Here is a 15,711-nt window from a genome sequence, read left to right on the forward strand (position 1 = left end):
TGATTTTTATTCCATTTTTTCATCCTTGACTTTTTCATAGATTTTTTGTGCAACGCTAGTGTATTTTTATTTATGATCATCAGCTGTGTGTCAATTTATAGTTCTCAAAAGTACTTGCCATATCCGGATAATTTCGCAATGAAGCAAGTTGTCTGGTATGTGGCCGGACTAGTTATATCGACTGCCGTTTACTTTTTTGATTTCGATCAAATTAAAAAAATTTCGGTCTATTTATATTTATTTGGAGTGATGCTTCTGTCTGTTTTAATTGCAGCTCCGGAAAGTATTGCACCAGTCACGAAAGGTGCTAAATCATGGTTTAATTTTGAAGGCATTGGTACGATTCAGCCGTCAGAGTTTATGAAGGTGTTTCTGATCGTGTTCCTAGCAAAATTGATTGCATCACATAATGAAAAGTTTTTGGAGCAGACCATCCGCACCGACCTTGTCCTGATTTGCAAAATCGTCGCAGCCACTTTGCCGCCGCTCGTGCTGATTTTAATGCAGCCTGATGCCGGTACAGCAATGGTTATCTGCATCATCATGATTGGTATGTTGTTGGTATCCGGAATTCATTGGTTAATTATTGCTAGCATGGCATTATTATCGTTAATGGTTCTGGGAGTACTTGTTTACATTTATGTGAAGGTTCCGGATCTTTTATTGCTTTTCCTCGATCCTTACCAGTTAAACCGGATTGAATCATGGCTCGATCCTTTTAAATACCGGGAAGGCATCGGCTACCAACTGGCAAATTCAATCCTCGCAGTAGGCTCTGGAACCTTGTATGGAAAAGGCTTTGACAACGCCCAGGTTGTTGTACCGGAAGCTCACTCTGATTTTATCTTTACAATTATCGGTGAAGAGTTTGGTTTCCTCGGAACAAGCATTGTCGTCGGCTTGTACTTTATTTTAATTTATCGAATTATCATTATTGCCCTGCAGAACAAAGGAGTATTCGAATGCCTGATCGCCGCAGGAGTCATTTCCATGCTCACCTTTCATATTTTCGAAAACATCGGCATGGTGATCGGGCTCGTACCGATAACAGGAATCCCGCTGCCATTGCTTAGCTATGGAGGCAGTTCGATTCTCGGGTCTTTATTAGCGTTAAGCCTTATCTTAAACATCTCGGCGAAAACAAAGAGGTATATGTTTGGGAATAATCAATGATTTGTTTTTCGATCGACTGCTTTTTCGTCATTAGGAGAAATTTGCATAACAGGAACAAAATATGGATCCGGTGCAAGAAGCACCGGATCCATATTGTTTTAACCATGATTATGCCTCAATCTTCTTAAAAAACTGCGGTAAGTGCTCTTTATGTGCTTCCATCATTTCGTCTAAAATTTCCCGGCCGATCCTATCGGACGGAGTCAAAGGATTTATCGTCATCGCCAGCAGGGCTGTATTATAATCGCCCGTGACAGCTGCCTCGGCAGCCACTCTTTCAAATGACTTAATTTGCTGAACAAGCCCGCGGACCGGGACGGGCAGATCTCCCATCACAATTGGTTTAGGACCGTCCTTTGTAATGACACAGCTTACTTCAACTGCAGATTCATTCGGGATACTGGCAATAGCCCCGTTATTCCTTGTATTAACAGGCTGAATATCGCGTTTATCATTGTAAATGGACGTGATCAGGCGTACTGCAGCATCTGAATAATAGGCTCCGCCCCGCTTTTCAAGTTGCGGCGGTTTAATATCCAGGTTGGGATCTTTATAAAGCTCGAACAATTCTTTTTCGAGCTTTTGGACTACTTCAGCACGGGTTCCTTCTTTTTCTGCATTAGCAACATCTTTATCGATCATTTCTTTTGTTTTGTAATAGTACATATGATAGGGACAGGTCAAAATATTTAATGCTTTAATGAATCCCGGTTCCCAGCCCAATCCTTGAATATTCTTGACGAAGCTGCTGTTATTCGGGTCTGTCAACAGATCAATGACTTTATCCTTTACACTCCCTCCGTCGACATAAACATCCAATCCATAAACCATATGATTCAAGCCAGTAAAATCAATACGGATGCGCGAATGTTCCACATCCAGTAATTTGGCGATTCCCATTTCCATCCCGATTGGAACATTGCACAGGCCGACGACTTTTTTAATGTTGGAATAGCGCAGTACTGCTTCTGTTACCATGCCTGCCGGATTCGTGAAGTTAATCAGCCAAGCGTCAGGACATAACTCTTCCATGTCCCGGCAAATTTCCAAGATCACCGGAATTGTCCGCAACCCCTTAAATAATCCGCCTGGGCCGTTCGTTTCCTGGCCAAGAACACCGTATTTCATTGGAATTCGTTCATCTTTTGCGCGTGCTTGCAACAATCCTACCCGGAACTGAGTGGTGACGAAATCTGCATCTTTTAAAGCCTCGCGGCGATCAAGTGTTAAAAAGATTTTTATTGGCAGACCCGCTTTTCTGACCATCCGCCTTGCGAGATTGCCAACGATCTCCAGCTTTTCCCTGCCTGCTTCAATGTCGACCAACCAAAGTTCACTTACAGGAAATTCATCATACCTTTTAATAAAACCCTCGACAAGCTCCGGTGTATAGCTTGAACCTCCGCCAATGGTTGCGATTTTTATACCCTTTTTCATTTCTTTGTACCTCCACCTATTTTGAAATTTTCTCTAACGTGATCATTTCATATAAGTCTACAAATTCAGTGGCTAAGTCTTTCAATGTAATAGCATTCATTAAGTGATCCTGGGCGTGAACCATCAGAAGCGAAACTGTCGCTTGTTCTCCCTTTGCTTCTCCCTGTATTAATGAAGTCTGGAATTTATGCGCTTCATTTAATGCATCTGCAGATTCCAGCAATTTTGACCTTGCCGCCTCGAAATCGCCCTGTTTGGCAGCTGCAATAGCTTCCATCGCCGAGCTTTTCCCATTTCCTCCATAAAGGATAATTTGAAAAATAATCCCTTCTAATTCTTCCAATGCTTTCACCTCCGATGTCAAAGGAACTTATTCATGTGCGATTGACAGTCCCTTATCGCTCCCTCCATTTTCGTCATGAGGAACGTCGTGCTGCTGGCGATTATTCTTATGATGCTTGTTTCGTTATGCCCCGATGATTTCAGTTTATTGTAAAAACGCTTACATTTACACTTATGCTTTTTCCTTTAAGCAACGGAAAAAGTTGATCCTTGATATTTGACGACATATTCAATGACAGGTAAAGTGAATCATAGCACGAGGCAGCAACGATAAATCTGGAGGTTTTTCCATGAATTCTTATTTGTTATTAGCTATTGCCATTATCTCTGAGCTGTTTGGCACTTCGATGCTAAAAGCATCTGAAGGGTTTACACGAATACTGCCCAGCATTGGTGTCATTTTAGGCTTCGGTGTAGCTTTTTTCTCCCTGTCGCTCTCTCTCAAAACGATCCCATTGAGCATTGCATATGCTATTTGGTCGGGAGTAGGAACCGCTGCAACTGCTGTTATTGGAGTATTAATCTGGAAAGAAAAAATCAGTTTTAATATGGTTGCAGGAATTGTCTTGATCATAGTTGGTGTTGTTTTACTCAATTTAAAAGCGCCATTGCATGAAACGTTTCAGGAACAGGGGCCAGGAAACGAGCAGCAGCATTCCAGGTAATCTAGGAAAGATTGATGCTGCTCCGTAAATCGTTTTGATTTCAGTCTATGTTTCTAGTACCCGTTCATAGAGGTCGACAAATTCCGCAGCTAATTCCTTGATAGTCATGGCATTCATTAAATGATCCTGGGCATGGACCATTAAAAGTGAGACTTCATTCTTAACACCACTTATCTCTACCTGGATTAAAGATGTTTGGATATGGTGCGCTGAGTTTAAAGCCTCGCCCGCCAGCTGCAGTTTTTTTCTCGCTTTTTCAAAATCCCCTTGTTTCGCTGCAGCTATCGCTTCGATTGCCTCACTTCTGGCATTTCCTCCATGAAGAATCAATTCAAAGATGATTTGTTCTTTGTTTTCCAATTGCTTCTCCTCTCTATACAAAGGACTGGTTAAAAGCCTCTTTGTAAGTAACCAATTCAACGCCCTTTTCTGCGACAGCGCTGCGGACACTGTTATCTGTTAGTATCGCAAGCTCACGCACTCTTTGAAGGGCGTAGGAACTCCCGGTTAAAAGCGGTTCGTCAATATATGCTGGATGGCACATTAGTTCAGCGCTTTCATAAGAAAGAGATTGATCCATTAGCTCCAGCAAGTGCTCCGCAGTTAAACTGTCCCCATAAAAATCCGGTATAAAATGCTGAACTGTCGACAATTCAATATTGCTGGAATGTTGCAGGTCAGCTGACACCTTTCGGACCGGAAGATGATATTTTCTGGCAAGCTTGCTGACAATCGGAAATATCTTTTCGTGGCCATGAAGATGATGGTGGCTGTCAAGATGCGTCGGGCTCAGACCGAACGAAAGAAATTTCTCAATTTGGCTCGTGTATTCTTTTTCAATATCCACCAGTTCAGCAACCTCGATCAAAGCATTTGCACGATGAAAATCCCCTTTTTCATTAATAAGCGAAGGGACATTTTCATTCACAGGCCGGCCACAATCCAGCACTAGATGAATTCCTACCCCGAGGTTCGGGTTTTGTAATGCAAGCGCTGCGGCATGCCGGGCGCCAGGCATATTTGTCATCAAAGTGGCTGAAGTAACAATGCCGTTTTGATATGCCTCGATAATTCCAAGGTTAACCCCTTTTGAATATCCAAAGTCATCTGCATTGATAATAAGTTTAGTCATTTTCTCCTCTTAATTTCACACCATAATTAGGCCGCTTTTCTAAAACAATCCCGTAGGCCTGTAATATTTTCTTTACTTCGCGAAGATCATTTTGAACAGTTGATCTGCTGATGTAAATTCATCAGCCAACTCATCGAGCTTTACAAATTTGTCCGAAAGCAACAAGCGCTTGATTAAATAACGGATTCTTTCTTCCGGCAAGGTTGGAAGGTCCTCGTGAAGGGAGCTGTTTTGAAAAACTTCTTTTAATAGCTTTAGAAAACGCTGGTCGTCGTCAATTCTGAGCTCATACCCGCTCCCCCGCACTGATTTAATTCCAGCCCCATTCGCTGACAGTAGCCTGTCCAGCTCTTTAATATCGTTTCTAATGGTTCTCGACGTTACTTGAATCACATTAGCTAAATATTGACTGGTTAATGAATTCCGGGCTGCCATAAGTTCACGCAAAATACTGCTCAACCGGGCATTAAGCATTTTGGCCCCTCCATCCGGTTCATTGAGTGATTTCAGCTTCCTGAACATCATCTGTTGTGTTTTTTTCTATATTATACTGCATCCTTCACTCCAGTTTTCAATTTTACAAATGATTTCGTAAAAAAGAATCCAATAAACAGGGCCAATATGCCAAGGCCAATCATGCTGATTTCCATTAATTTAAGAACTACGCTTAACAATGTAGCAATATAAAGGAGCGCCATGTAGACTTTAATTTCCTTTTGTTGATAATAGCTCGTCAACTTTGCCCCGAACTGGGAGCCAAGCAGACCTCCCGCTGCGAGAAGCAGGCCAACGCGGTAATCAATTGAGATCGTAAGGGCGTAGGAGATAAACCCGACACTCACGATCATTAACACCGCAAAAAGGCTTGTCCCGACAGCCTTTTTCGGGTGGAAACCAAGAAACGCAATCGTTAACGGTACAATAATAAAGCCGCCGCCCACTCCGAGAGCAGTTGAAATAAAGCCGCCAAAAAAGCCGATCAACGCCAGCTTTATGTATGAGGGATGAGTTGCCGCATTGCTTTCGATTATGGCTCCGTTAGCGCCCGTCAGCATTTTAAAGGCAAAATAGCTTAATAAAATGACATAGAAAACAGGAATGACGATTTCATCAAATCCTCTTCTTTCCAAGAAAAAAACGAAAGGCCGGGCAAATTGGGTCGCGATGACTCCGCTGCTCCCAAGAATGAATCCTTCCTTCCACAAGATATTTTTCAGACGAATATGGCCGGCTATTCCTGAACCGGATGTTGCCATTGAATAAAAAAGGCTCATGGTAATTGCCACGATAGGCGAAAAGCCAAGCAATAATAGAATCGGTGTCAGGATAAAACCGCCGCCTACTCCGAAAAAACCAGAAAGGACACTGATGATTGCACCTATAATAAAGTAAAGTATAATTTCCAACGTTAACACCCTTTTATATGCGTATGTAGTTACGCTGTCAATTTACGTACATGCTCTTCTATTATCACCCTTTTTCACTTCGACCTCAACAACGGAACCGAGCATTATTGTTTTTTACTATAAACACGTTTTAAATTATAATTATATTTATTTTATAATTATTATAATTTAGTATTGATTTTAATATGGGTATAGGATAAAATAAAAATAAGTTAAATTTAGGAGGGACTATATAAATGACATTACAAAAACTATTGAACACACAAATTGCGAATTGGAATATTCTTTATACAAAATTGCACCGTTTTCACTGGTATGTAAAAGGGCCACTATTTTTCACCCTTCATGAAAAGTTCGAAGAGCTTTACACGGAAGCTGCCCTTGTTATAGACGAAACAGCTGAACGGTTGTTGGCGATTGGCGGCGAACCGATAGCTACCTTGAAGGAATATATAGAAGCAGCGACATTGCAAGAAACAAACGGCGAAACAACAGCGAATGAAATGGTCCAGTCACTTATTGAAGACTACAGAAAAATAAATGAAGGTTTACAAGAGGTAGCAGTCCTTGCCGAAGAACAAAATGATATCATTACCAATGATCTTGCTATCGGCTTGATTCAAAAAGTTGATAAACATATCTGGATGTTAAATGCATACTTAGGGGAATAAAAAAAAGATAGGTGCCGCAATTCGGCACTTATCTTTTTTTAGAAAAACAATTCTAATAAATGGCTTCAATTAAACAGCAAGGAAAATGACACTGCTTCTGTTCATAACTGAAAAATGTTGTCGGCATACTGGTTTTTTAAGCCGGCTTAATGAACCGAAAATAATGTTTTAAGACGGTCAGCTCACAAGGGGTTTGCAAATAAACCTCTCCATCCATATCGGCTTCCATTCTCTTTTCTGTTTCGATCTTTATTTTGCTTCCTCTTGAAAGCTGAAATTCTCTGCCTGTTTCTTCATTTATTTGAGTTAAATCCAGGGTAAAAAGTTCTTTTAATAATGTTAAACTCGCGTTCTTTACGATAATGATCTCGGCCAGGCCGTCATCAAAGCTGATATTGCAAAAAGGAAGCCGATTCGTTCCAATGAATTGGCCGTTGGCAACAAGGATCATGATTGCTTCACCAGCGCTAGTCTCTCCATCACAGGTTATTGTATAGCGAAAAGGTTCCATTTTATTAATTGTGCGAATTGCACTTAGATAATAGCTGATTTTTCCCAACCGTTCTTTTTCCGCTTCATTGATATTATTTGATGTTTTCGTGACTAGGCCGATACCCCAAAAATTAATCAAGTAATGATCATCAGCCTTGATGGCATCAAACGGCCGAGCGATACCAGTCAACAATGCCTCAGCCGCTGTTCGGATATTTTGGGGAATTTCCATCATTCGGCTTATATCATTACATGTTCCTCCAGGCAATACAGCAATTGCCGGTTTTTTTTGTAATTCGGCCAGTCCATTAATACATTCATGAACCGTTCCATCCCCGCCCAAAATAAACAGCACATCCTGCTCAGCCCCATAGTTTTTACATATTTCAGCAAGATGTCCTTGTTCTGATGATTTCATCACCGTAAGCTGCTCAATTTCTGCTGCTAATATAGGGAGGCAGGCTTCTAAATTTGATTGAACCCCTTGTTGCCCCGCATGCGCATTGTAAACAAGCATAGCTTTGTCTATCTTCCCCATGCCCGCACTCCCTTTTCAGTAAAATTGACTATATTGAATCAATGCCCATTTTAAGAAAAAAATAAACCATGTTTACATAAAGGCAGGATACTGGGTCGCTGCATGCGAATAAAATACGGGTCAATCTTTCTGCCAACGATCGTCTTTGCACAAAAAAAGGACAGACCGAGATGGTCTGCCCGTTTCTGTTAAAAATTTTACTTGTCAGCTGCTTCGCTGACTTCCAGTTTTATTGGCTGGGATTTTTTGACTTCAATATATAAGATGTGATGTCCGTCAAGCTCTTTAACGATAAAATCGTACCCTTCCGCCTGCATGACATCACCCTGCTCAACATCATACCTCTGTGTCAAAATCCAGCCGCCCAGCGTATCGATATCCTCTTCGGGTATAGAAATGCCAAGCAAGTCGTTAACATCGCCGATTAACACCTTGGCGTCAAAAATATAGTGCTGGTTATTGATTTTCCGCACTAGCGGAATTTCATCGGCATCGAATTCGTCACGAATTTCGCCGACAATTTCCTCCAGAATATCTTCAACCGTTATCAGTCCTGCTGTCCCACCGTATTCATCAAGAAGGACTGCCATATGGGTTCGTTCTTTTTGCATCTTCAGCAGCAAATCGTGAATTGGGATGTTTTCAATTACACGAATCACAGGTTTTATATATTTCTCAATCTCAAATTCACTTTTTACAAACAAGCTTGCCGTAAGGAGCTCTTTTATATTGATGATTCCGATGATGTTATCCTTGTCGCCGTCAATAACCGGATATCTTGTAAATTTTTCATCACGAATTGTCCCCAGAATTTCATCAATGGATGCATCCTTGTCAAGGCCAATAATTTCCGTTCTTGGAACCATGATTTCCTTGGCTATTCGATCATCGAATTCAAAAATTTTGTTCACATACTTGAATTCAGATTGATTGATTTCGCCTTTTTTGAAGCTTTCTGAAAGTATGAGGCGAAGCTCTTCTTCACTATGGGCAACTTCATGCTCGGAAGCAGGCTTTAAGCCAAATATCCCCACTAGCAGCCTGGCAGAACCATTGAGGACCCAGATGAAAGGATACATCACACGATAGAAAAGAATCAACGGTCTTGAAAAATAAAGAGTAACAGCCTCCGCTTTCTGAATGGCAACCGTTTTCGGGGCAAGTTCCCCAACTACAACATGCAAAAACGTTACGGAAGCGAATGCGATCGCAAACGATAAGATATGAGATAACGATTCATTTACAGCGTATTTTTCAAATAGGGGAAACAAAAGCCTTTCGACTGTCGGCTCGCCAAGCCACCCTAAACCTAAAGCGGTAATCGTAATGCCAAGCTGGCACGCTGATAAGTACTCATCCAGGGCCCCAATGACCCTTTTAGCAGCTATTGCATTTTTATTTCCTTCTATCACAAGCTGGTCAATTCTCGTTGTTCTAATTTTCACAATAGCAAATTCCGCAGCAACGAAAAATGCGGTTAAAGCTATCAGGATTGCGACTAGTATCAGGTTAACTGTTATCAAGCAAGTGCCTTACTCAAGTAATGAGTAAGACAAACACCTCCCTTTAGGTGAATAAATTATTTTTCTTATGATTTAAATGTCAGTTTTAAATCGAGTCTGGGAAAAAGGTAGATTCGCATCCTTCTAAACTCACATCAGTAATAAAAGCAGCGACTGTATTAATGACATGTTCTCAGACGTGAAATGCTTTTTAAAGAGAATGCGTTGATCAGGATCCAGATTTTCCAGAAGTGGAATAATTGTTTCCATATCCTGCTGGAGACGTTTTATCTGTTCTTGTAAAAGATCTGATCCATGAATGTTCTGGATTACTTCCTTTTTCTTCGCAATTGTACGTTTTTTTATTTCTTCAAGTGTTAAGTTTTCACGTTTACACTGTTCAATGAACCGTAATTGTTCAAGATCATGATCATCATAATAGCGGTAGTTTGAACCTGAACGTTTCGGTCTTAAAATCCCAATATTCGTATAATAATCGATAGTTCGTTTGGTGACGTTGGCCAATCGGGCCAATTCACCTATACGATATCCTACAACCCCATGGTCAGCCACCCCCCCTTTATCAAAACCATCACGCGATGGTTGTAATCAAATGATATAAAATATAAACGATTCTGGCAAATCATATGTGTCCACGCCCAAAAAATGTCTTTTTTATCAAAGCTCTTCATACAAAACTACCCTTTATTTTTTAAATTAATCACAACCCTGAACGTTTTTTATGAATCCCGGCAAAAAATGCCTGAAGTGAAAGTCCACAACAGGCTGCCTTAACGATTTTTTTTGAAAATTAATCTGTTTTTTGTGTTCCCGGAATGATGCATCCATCTGGTCCGCAGACATCGTCTGATCTCATTTGTTCTTCAGCACGTTCTCTTTCAAGTTGCTTTTGCTGCCACTCGATATCTATTACAGGAAAGAATTTTTCTGGAAAGCGGATGTACCACCGCTGTTTGCGAATTAAGAAATTATCAGGATCAAGCTCAAGCGCATCATCAAGCTGCTTTAAGGCGTCATCATGTTTTCCGGCACCTGCATACGCCAGTCCGAGCTTAAATTTTGTTTGTGCAAGGCTTACTTCAAGTTCGCTCAGCTTTTTTCGGTGAACATGGTACGTGTCCTGTAGCTGAATCGATTCTTCTTGATTATCGATTAGTTTTTCAACGGCTAAAATATGCTCCTCGTTTGTTACATGAAATCCTTCTTTAATGAGGCGAATCGTGCCGTCATGGTCAATAAAAACTCCATTCGGGACAATCTTAAAGCCAAAAAGGTTCGATAACTTATTTTCGGTATCGACGACTGTTTGAAAAGAGGTATATTCTGTATACCGCCTCACGACCTCAGGTCCTTGAATATCAACAGCAACAGAAAGAATTTCAAAGCCGTTGTCGCGATGCTTTTCATGAAATCGCTGCCAGCCTGGCAGCTGCTCTCTGCATCGTCACCAAGAAGCCCACATAAAGATTAGCGTCTTTTTGCCTTGTAACTCCTTGAGTGCAAATGGGTTACCGCTCATATCTGTTAATGAAAGATCCGGTAATTTTTCAAGCAGCATTTCAACAAGCCTCCCTTTTTAGTACAAAGATACATGAATTCTCAGGCTTAAAGCAAATAATAAGTTTATGCCGGCAATGTTTTATGACCCTCGCACTATTTTTGATAAAAGCGAAGCAAGTCTCCATAAATGATTTGATCTGAATACTCGAGCTCCTGTTTTGCCTGTTCGATAATTGGTTCACAGCTTGCTTTTTCGATGACTATACCTGTATCCTTCTGATAGCAATTGCCTCCTGTAAAAATAAAATCGTTCGAGATAAAGCTTCCATCGCGGAGAACGGTAAATTGATCCCGCTGCTTCGAAAAAAGATCCGTACCAAACTGGATGTCTTCTTTTGTTTCAATGCCCAGTAAATGCAACAACGTTGGACGCAAGTCCACTTGGCCGGAGATGGAAGAAATCGTACCGCCTTTAATACCAGGTATATGAATAAATAGAGGGACCCGCTGAAGTCTGATGTTCTCGTACGGGGTGATTTCCTTTCCCAAAAATTGTCCCATCGCCTCATGATGGTTCTCCGAAATCCCATAATGATCTCCATACAAAACAAGAATGGAGTCTTCGTATAAACCTTCCTTTTTTAAATCTTCTATAAAAAGCTTTATGGCTTCATCTGTATAACGTACAGTCGGAAAATAACGATTTAATGTCCCGCTCACAGAGTGGTATTCATCGATCAACTGATCCTCGGGCTTGAGCTCAAACGGAAAATGGTTCGTCAGTGTAATGAACTTTGTGTAAAAAGGACGGGGCATTTGCTTCATATGCTGAACCGACTGATAGAAAAAATCGATATCCTTCATTCCCCATCCAACCGAATTTTGCGCTGTGACTTGATAATCGAGCAGAGAATAAAAACGGTCATATTTTAAATTCCCGTACATCACATCGCGATTCCAAAAGCTTTTATTATTGGCATGCAATGTGGCCGTAAAATATCCTTTTTCCTTCAATTTTTCATTCATCGAATAATAACGGTTATCAGCATGAGTAAAAAACACAGCTCCCCTGCTTAACGGATACAGTGAATTATCGAGCAGAAATTCAGAATCAGACGTTTTTCCCTGTCCAGTTTGATGATAAAACTCGTCAAAATAGAAGCTTTCCTCCTTAAAGTCATTTAAGAAAGGAGTGATTTCCTGTTCATTAACCTTCTGGCCAATAACAAAGCTTTGGGTTGATTCAAGCGAAACGACAATCAGGTTCTTTCCTTTGCCAATTCCGAACAAAGTTGCTGTGGGCTTTTTATAGCGGGCTTGAGTAAAATTTTCTATATCACTCAATTCATCCCCATCAGCCATTGCCCGCTGTGCTTTTGCTTTTGTATGGAGAAAAGCATCGTAAATATGGTAATGATATGTCCCAATATTTTTCACAAGAATTTCCCTGTCAAACGTCCGTGTCAATAATTCAGACCGCTGCGTTTCGGCCAGGCTTAAGTTTAAGAACGCAAGTGCTGCTGCTATATAATAGAAAGCTGTTTTTTGCGGCCGTGAATAACCTTCCAGTGAAAGGAGAACAGGCTTTCGAACAACAAGATATGCGAGGAAGACAGTGTCCAAGAAATAAAAAATATCAGTCAAGTTAACCAATTCCCTGATACTTGTTCCCAAATCGGCGAAATTGCTCCTCTGCATTAATAAAGGAATCGTGATGAAATCGAAAAACTCGCGGTAATACACCACGTTCGCATATAGAACGACCGATATGAAAGCATGGAAAATGAGCACAAAATAGTTTCGTTTCCTGCCAGTCAAAAACAGGCCAATTCCCGCGCCAATCATCAAAAAGCTTAGTGGGTTTAAAATTAAAATATATTCCTGCATTAGATTTTCGCCGCTCAGTTCGAAGCTGTATTTATAGGCTAAATACGTCTTGCACCAGAGAAAGAAAACGGCTGCATGAATGATGTTAACTTTTATTTTTCGATCTGCGCTCACACAACCCCTCCTGATTCTTTCCCAGGTTAAACCATTGTTCAGTGTTCAGTACATGCTTGACAGCATCCTTCATGCTCCGAACTTACCATTCTTGCTTCCATTTCAAAGTATGCGTTTATCGCCATATCTGTATTCATGGCACTGGATCAGCTTGGTGCAGCCGCTTCGATCGTCAACCAGGCATTTATTCTCATTCTTCGCGGACTGGCCGTGTCATTCGGGCTGCCGTTTGCTCATAAATTCCGAGGTTTCCATCATAAACGGCAAATATCAATTTCAGTGATAAAGGCATAAAATTCATCCTTATTGAAAAAATAACAAATAATATGAGGAGGCGAACTAATGGATCTAAATCGGGTTAAACAAATTCTATCTTCTCCAGCTGATATTGAAGTGAAATATCATAATATTTCAGTCTGGATTGACGAGGTGAATGAGGACGGCCGAACAGCAACAGTTCATATGAGAGGGCCGCTCAAAGAGACCAACGTAGTTGAGATTGGAGAGTTAACTGAAGTAGAGTAGCTGTATTCGGAGATGGATAACAAACGCCTGAATTGCCAAAACCACACTTGCGATTACGACATTGTATCTACACATTCCAGTTAACTTCCTAATCTAATCAAGAACCACCCATATCATTCAGGGTGGTTCTCTCGTTTCTATTCGTGGAACTCTGACTTACAAAATCGACCGAACGATACCCCCATCAACGCGCATGGCTGTTCCGGTTATCGCAGCTGCTTGTTCTGATGCTAAAAATACAACCAGATTTGCTATCTCTTTGCCGGAAACGAAGCGCTTTACCAATGAACTTGGAAGGCTTTTTTCAAATAGATCCTTTTCAATTTCTTCAAACGTCTGTCCCAATTCGGCTGCCGCTGATTTAAAATGCTCCTCGACTTTTTCAGTGCAGGTGGGCCCGGGCAGAAATGTGTTAGCCGTTACACCGCTCCCTGCTGTGCTTTCGGCGACTCCCCTCGACAATCCCAATATCGCTGCCTTGGTTGCCCCGTAGTGAACCATTTCTCCCGAAAAAAAACCGCCTGTCGAGCTTCCGTTAAAAAGCACTCTCCCCCAGCCTCTCTCAACCATTCCTGCTGCATAATAGCGCGTAAGCCGGACCGCGGTCATCACATTTACTTGAAAATACTGCTCCCATTCCTCGTCATCGATTTCAAAAAAAGGCCTGGGTTCAAATATACCGATGTTATTAACGAGAATATCCGCTTCCGGCCAATATTCCATTAACCGGCTCGCTTCCGCACTCTTGCTCAAATCAGCCGCAAAACCCGTTACCTCTGCTTTCACGACTTCATCATGAAGCCGCGCGACAGCTTCCTCCACGCCTTTCGCGCTGCGCCCGTTAATAAGCACAGTTGCGCCAGCTTCAGCTAAACCTTTTGCAATCGCATATCCTATTCCTGTCGTTGATCCGCTGATAATTGCTTTTTTACCTGCTAAGTTAATATTCACGATTTTTACTCCTTCTTTTTTATGCATAAATTGTCTTGAAACTCAACTAAACCTTTGCATCTTCTTAAAATCTATATTTCCAATTCGCCAAAATTAATATCAATCCTGCAACCACCATCTGTACGGCTGTAAAAGTAAACCCACCAAACTTCGTTTCGCCAGACGTCCGATTTTTAACCGTAATCATTTGCTCGTGATATAATGAAACTAATGCATTTAATTGAAGGAGGAGCTAAGATGACGAATCGCAGCAAGCTTATTGGCTATGTCGGAACGTATACAAAAGGTGACAGCAAGGGAATTTATACTTTTGCATTGGATACAGCCCAAGCCGAAATCAGCGGGGTAACTGCTGCCGCTGAGCTGGACAACCCTACATATTTAACGATCAGCAAGGATAATCAATTCCTTTATTCAGTTGTAAAAGAAGGAGAAGCGGGCGGAGTTGCTGCTTTTAAAGTGACTGGCGAAACTGGGGAATTGCAACCAATCAACAGCCAGGTAAGCGCAGGATCACCTCCATGCCATCTTAGCGTTGACAGCGAACACCGCCTGGTCATGACTGCAAACTATCATAAAGGAACGCTCGAATCATTTTTGCTCAACAAAGAGAATGGAGCCGTTCAACCTGCCTCATCCATTATCCAATTTGAAGGCACTGGTCCTAACAAAGAGCGCCAGGAAAAGCCGCATACGCATTACGCCGACTTTACACCTGACGGGAAGTATATCGCTGTAGTCGATTTAGGCATTGATAAAGTCCTTACTTATAAAGAAAACAACGGGGTACTGACTGAAGTAAACAGTTTATCGGTCAAAGCGGGAAGCGGGCCAAGACATCTTGTCTTCCATCCAAACCAAAAATATGCATACATTATGACAGAGCTCAGTTCCGAAGTAATTGTTGTTCAATACAATGAACAGGACGGCAGCTTTACTGAACTGCAATATATTGCAACAATTCCGAACGACTTTACCGAGAACAATCAGGGAAGCGCTATTCATATCTCCTCTGATGGCCGCTTCGTATACGCCGCTAACCGGGGGCACAACAGCATCGCCGTTTTCAGCGTCAATGCAGATACGGGTGAACTCACGTTTGTCGAGCATACCTCAACGGAGGGAGACTGGCCGCGCGATTTTGTGTTAGATCCAACAGAAAAATTCCTTGTCGCTTCCAATCAAAACACAAGCAATCTCGTGTTATTCGCCCGGGACGAAGCGTCGGGGAAGCTGAAGCTCCTGCAAGCGGATGTCACCGTTCCCGACCCGGTTTGTGTAAAATTTTTAAATATGTAGAGTAGAAAACAGGAATTAGATATTGTCTTCTTGTCCTCGGGTTTCAGGGTGTTCCA

The 15,711-nt window shown here is 41.5% G+C and carries 19 protein-coding genes and 1 pseudogene; 6 read left to right on the top strand and 14 right to left on the bottom strand.

Translation table 11 applies throughout. The annotated features are described in order from the left end of the window. The first annotated feature begins 45 nt into the window (after window positions 1-45). Complete coding sequence (locus tag CVD23_RS03765) at window positions 46-1,173, top strand: FtsW/RodA/SpoVE family cell cycle protein (protein ID WP_257987927.1); 1,128 nt, start codon at window positions 46-48, stop codon at window positions 1,171-1,173. Between the two features lie 108 nt (window positions 1,174-1,281). On the opposite strand, the gene CVD23_RS03770 is transcribed toward CVD23_RS03765, so the two are convergent. Next, window positions 1,282-2,610, bottom strand: a complete 1,329-nt coding sequence (locus CVD23_RS03770; protein ID WP_101665227.1) for a 6-phospho-beta-glucosidase — start codon at window positions 2,608-2,610, stop codon at window positions 1,282-1,284. 16 nt (window positions 2,611-2,626) lie between these two features. Next, a complete protein-coding gene (locus CVD23_RS03775) occupies window positions 2,627-2,953 on the bottom strand; it encodes a PTS lactose/cellobiose transporter subunit IIA (RefSeq protein ID WP_101575417.1) in 327 nt (108 codons plus the stop codon). Between the two features lie 289 nt (window positions 2,954-3,242). Here CVD23_RS03775 and CVD23_RS03780 point away from each other — a divergent pair, with 289 nt between their 5' ends. Continuing rightward, window positions 3,243-3,617, top strand: coding sequence for a DMT family transporter (locus tag CVD23_RS03780; RefSeq protein ID WP_101575418.1), 375 nt, complete (start codon window positions 3,243-3,245; stop codon window positions 3,615-3,617). 45 nt (window positions 3,618-3,662) lie between these two features. On the opposite strand, the gene CVD23_RS03785 is transcribed toward CVD23_RS03780, so the two are convergent. The 5 genes from CVD23_RS03785 to CVD23_RS03800 form a co-directional block, all read right to left on the bottom strand. Continuing rightward, window positions 3,663-3,977 carry a PTS lactose/cellobiose transporter subunit IIA gene (locus CVD23_RS03785; RefSeq protein ID WP_101665228.1) on the bottom strand — a complete coding sequence of 105 codons (315 nt, stop codon included), beginning with the start codon at window positions 3,975-3,977 and terminating at the stop codon, window positions 3,663-3,665. A gap of 13 nt (window positions 3,978-3,990) precedes the next feature. Next, window positions 3,991-4,749, bottom strand: coding sequence for a chitin disaccharide deacetylase (chbG, locus tag CVD23_RS03790; RefSeq protein ID WP_101665229.1), 759 nt, complete (start codon window positions 4,747-4,749; stop codon window positions 3,991-3,993). Then, the gene (locus CVD23_RS22670) at window positions 4,742-4,867 is read right to left on the bottom strand and encodes a helix-turn-helix domain-containing protein (protein WP_308314916.1); all 126 of its coding nucleotides are present in this window, start codon (window positions 4,865-4,867) and stop codon (window positions 4,742-4,744) included. Before CVD23_RS22670 ends, chbG begins: the two co-directional genes overlap by 8 nt. Next, window positions 4,822-5,223, bottom strand: coding sequence for an HTH domain-containing protein (locus CVD23_RS03795; protein WP_308314914.1), 402 nt, complete (start codon window positions 5,221-5,223; stop codon window positions 4,822-4,824). Before CVD23_RS03795 ends, CVD23_RS22670 begins: the two co-directional genes overlap by 46 nt. 71 nt (window positions 5,224-5,294) lie before the next feature. Beyond that, window positions 5,295-6,155, bottom strand: a complete 861-nt coding sequence (locus CVD23_RS03800) for a sulfite exporter TauE/SafE family protein (RefSeq protein WP_101665230.1) — start codon at window positions 6,153-6,155, stop codon at window positions 5,295-5,297. 236 nt (window positions 6,156-6,391) lie between these two features. Here CVD23_RS03800 and CVD23_RS03805 point away from each other — a divergent pair, with 236 nt between their 5' ends. Then, window positions 6,392-6,826, top strand: coding sequence for a Dps family protein (locus CVD23_RS03805; RefSeq protein ID WP_101575425.1), 435 nt, complete (start codon window positions 6,392-6,394; stop codon window positions 6,824-6,826). A gap of 136 nt (window positions 6,827-6,962) precedes the next feature. On the opposite strand, the gene CVD23_RS03810 is transcribed toward CVD23_RS03805, so the two are convergent. The 6 genes from CVD23_RS03810 to CVD23_RS03830 form a co-directional block, all read right to left on the bottom strand. Next, window positions 6,963-7,856, bottom strand: a complete 894-nt coding sequence (locus CVD23_RS03810) for a diacylglycerol/lipid kinase family protein (protein ID WP_101665231.1) — start codon at window positions 7,854-7,856, stop codon at window positions 6,963-6,965. Window positions 7,857-8,053: 197 nt separating this feature from the next. Then, a complete protein-coding gene (locus CVD23_RS03815) occupies window positions 8,054-9,379 on the bottom strand; it encodes a hemolysin family protein (protein ID WP_101575427.1) in 1,326 nt (441 codons plus the stop codon). A 129-nt stretch (window positions 9,380-9,508) separates the two neighbouring features. After that, complete coding sequence (locus CVD23_RS22675; protein WP_101665232.1) at window positions 9,509-9,931, bottom strand: MerR family transcriptional regulator; 423 nt, start codon at window positions 9,929-9,931, stop codon at window positions 9,509-9,511. A gap of 238 nt (window positions 9,932-10,169) precedes the next feature. Then, entirely contained in the window at window positions 10,170-10,718 is a 549-nt protein-coding gene (locus CVD23_RS21600) for a tetratricopeptide repeat protein (RefSeq protein WP_308314915.1), read from the bottom strand. Between the two features lie 105 nt (window positions 10,719-10,823). Beyond that, on the bottom strand, window positions 10,824-10,937 hold the full coding sequence (locus CVD23_RS22760) for a TlpA family protein disulfide reductase (RefSeq protein ID WP_125928851.1): 114 nt from the start codon (window positions 10,935-10,937) through the stop codon (window positions 10,824-10,826). Between the two features lie 95 nt (window positions 10,938-11,032). Further along, window positions 11,033-12,880 carry an LTA synthase family protein gene (locus CVD23_RS03830; RefSeq protein ID WP_257987931.1) on the bottom strand — a complete coding sequence of 616 codons (1,848 nt, stop codon included), beginning with the start codon at window positions 12,878-12,880 and terminating at the stop codon, window positions 11,033-11,035. 78 nt (window positions 12,881-12,958) lie between these two features. Here CVD23_RS03830 and CVD23_RS22285 point away from each other — a divergent pair. Together CVD23_RS22285 and CVD23_RS03835 are read left to right on the top strand one after the other, a co-directional pair. Continuing rightward, a pseudogene (locus tag CVD23_RS22285) lies at window positions 12,959-13,111 on the top strand (mechanosensitive ion channel); the annotation flags it as partial. 111 nt (window positions 13,112-13,222) lie between these two features. Then, window positions 13,223-13,405, top strand: coding sequence for an H-type small acid-soluble spore protein (locus CVD23_RS03835; protein ID WP_101665233.1), 183 nt, complete (start codon window positions 13,223-13,225; stop codon window positions 13,403-13,405). A gap of 156 nt (window positions 13,406-13,561) precedes the next feature. On the opposite strand, the gene CVD23_RS03840 is transcribed toward CVD23_RS03835, so the two are convergent. Beyond that, window positions 13,562-14,356 (bottom strand): SDR family NAD(P)-dependent oxidoreductase, encoded by a 795-nt coding sequence (locus CVD23_RS03840; RefSeq protein WP_101665234.1) that lies wholly within the window; start codon window positions 14,354-14,356, stop codon window positions 13,562-13,564. A 237-nt stretch (window positions 14,357-14,593) separates the two neighbouring features. Between CVD23_RS03840 and CVD23_RS03845 the strand changes: the two genes are divergently transcribed. Then, window positions 14,594-15,655, top strand: a complete 1,062-nt coding sequence (locus tag CVD23_RS03845) for a lactonase family protein (protein ID WP_101665235.1) — start codon at window positions 14,594-14,596, stop codon at window positions 15,653-15,655. Window positions 15,656-15,711: the final 56 nt, after the last annotated feature.

It is taken from the genome of Bacillus sp. V33-4 (genome assembly GCF_002860225.1).
In the GTDB taxonomy this organism is placed as follows: domain Bacteria; phylum Bacillota; class Bacilli; order Bacillales; family Cytobacillaceae; genus Bacillus_BJ; species Bacillus_BJ canaveralius.

Bases quoted from the DNA above. Each gene is read 5' to 3' on its own strand.
- CVD23_RS03770 (WP_101665227.1), bottom strand. From the start codon at position 2,610: ATGAAAAAGGGTATAAAAATCGCAACCATTGGCGGAGGTTCAAGCTAT.
- CVD23_RS03780 (WP_101575418.1), top strand. From the start codon at position 3,243: ATGAATTCTTATTTGTTATTAGCTATTGCCATTATCTCTGAGCTGTTT.
- chbG (WP_101665229.1), bottom strand. From the start codon at position 4,749: ATGACTAAACTTATTATCAATGCAGATGACTTTGGATATTCAAAAGGG.
- CVD23_RS03795 (WP_308314914.1), bottom strand. From the start codon at position 5,223: ATGCTTAATGCCCGGTTGAGCAGTATTTTGCGTGAACTTATGGCAGCC.
- CVD23_RS03805 (WP_101575425.1), top strand. From the start codon at position 6,392: ATGACATTACAAAAACTATTGAACACACAAATTGCGAATTGGAATATT.
- CVD23_RS03810 (WP_101665231.1), bottom strand. From the start codon at position 7,856: ATGGGGAAGATAGACAAAGCTATGCTTGTTTACAATGCGCATGCGGGG.
- CVD23_RS22760 (WP_125928851.1), bottom strand. From the start codon at position 10,937: ATGCTGCTTGAAAAATTACCGGATCTTTCATTAACAGATATGAGCGGT.
- CVD23_RS03835 (WP_101665233.1), top strand. From the start codon at position 13,223: ATGGATCTAAATCGGGTTAAACAAATTCTATCTTCTCCAGCTGATATT.
- CVD23_RS03845 (WP_101665235.1), top strand. From the start codon at position 14,594: ATGACGAATCGCAGCAAGCTTATTGGCTATGTCGGAACGTATACAAAA.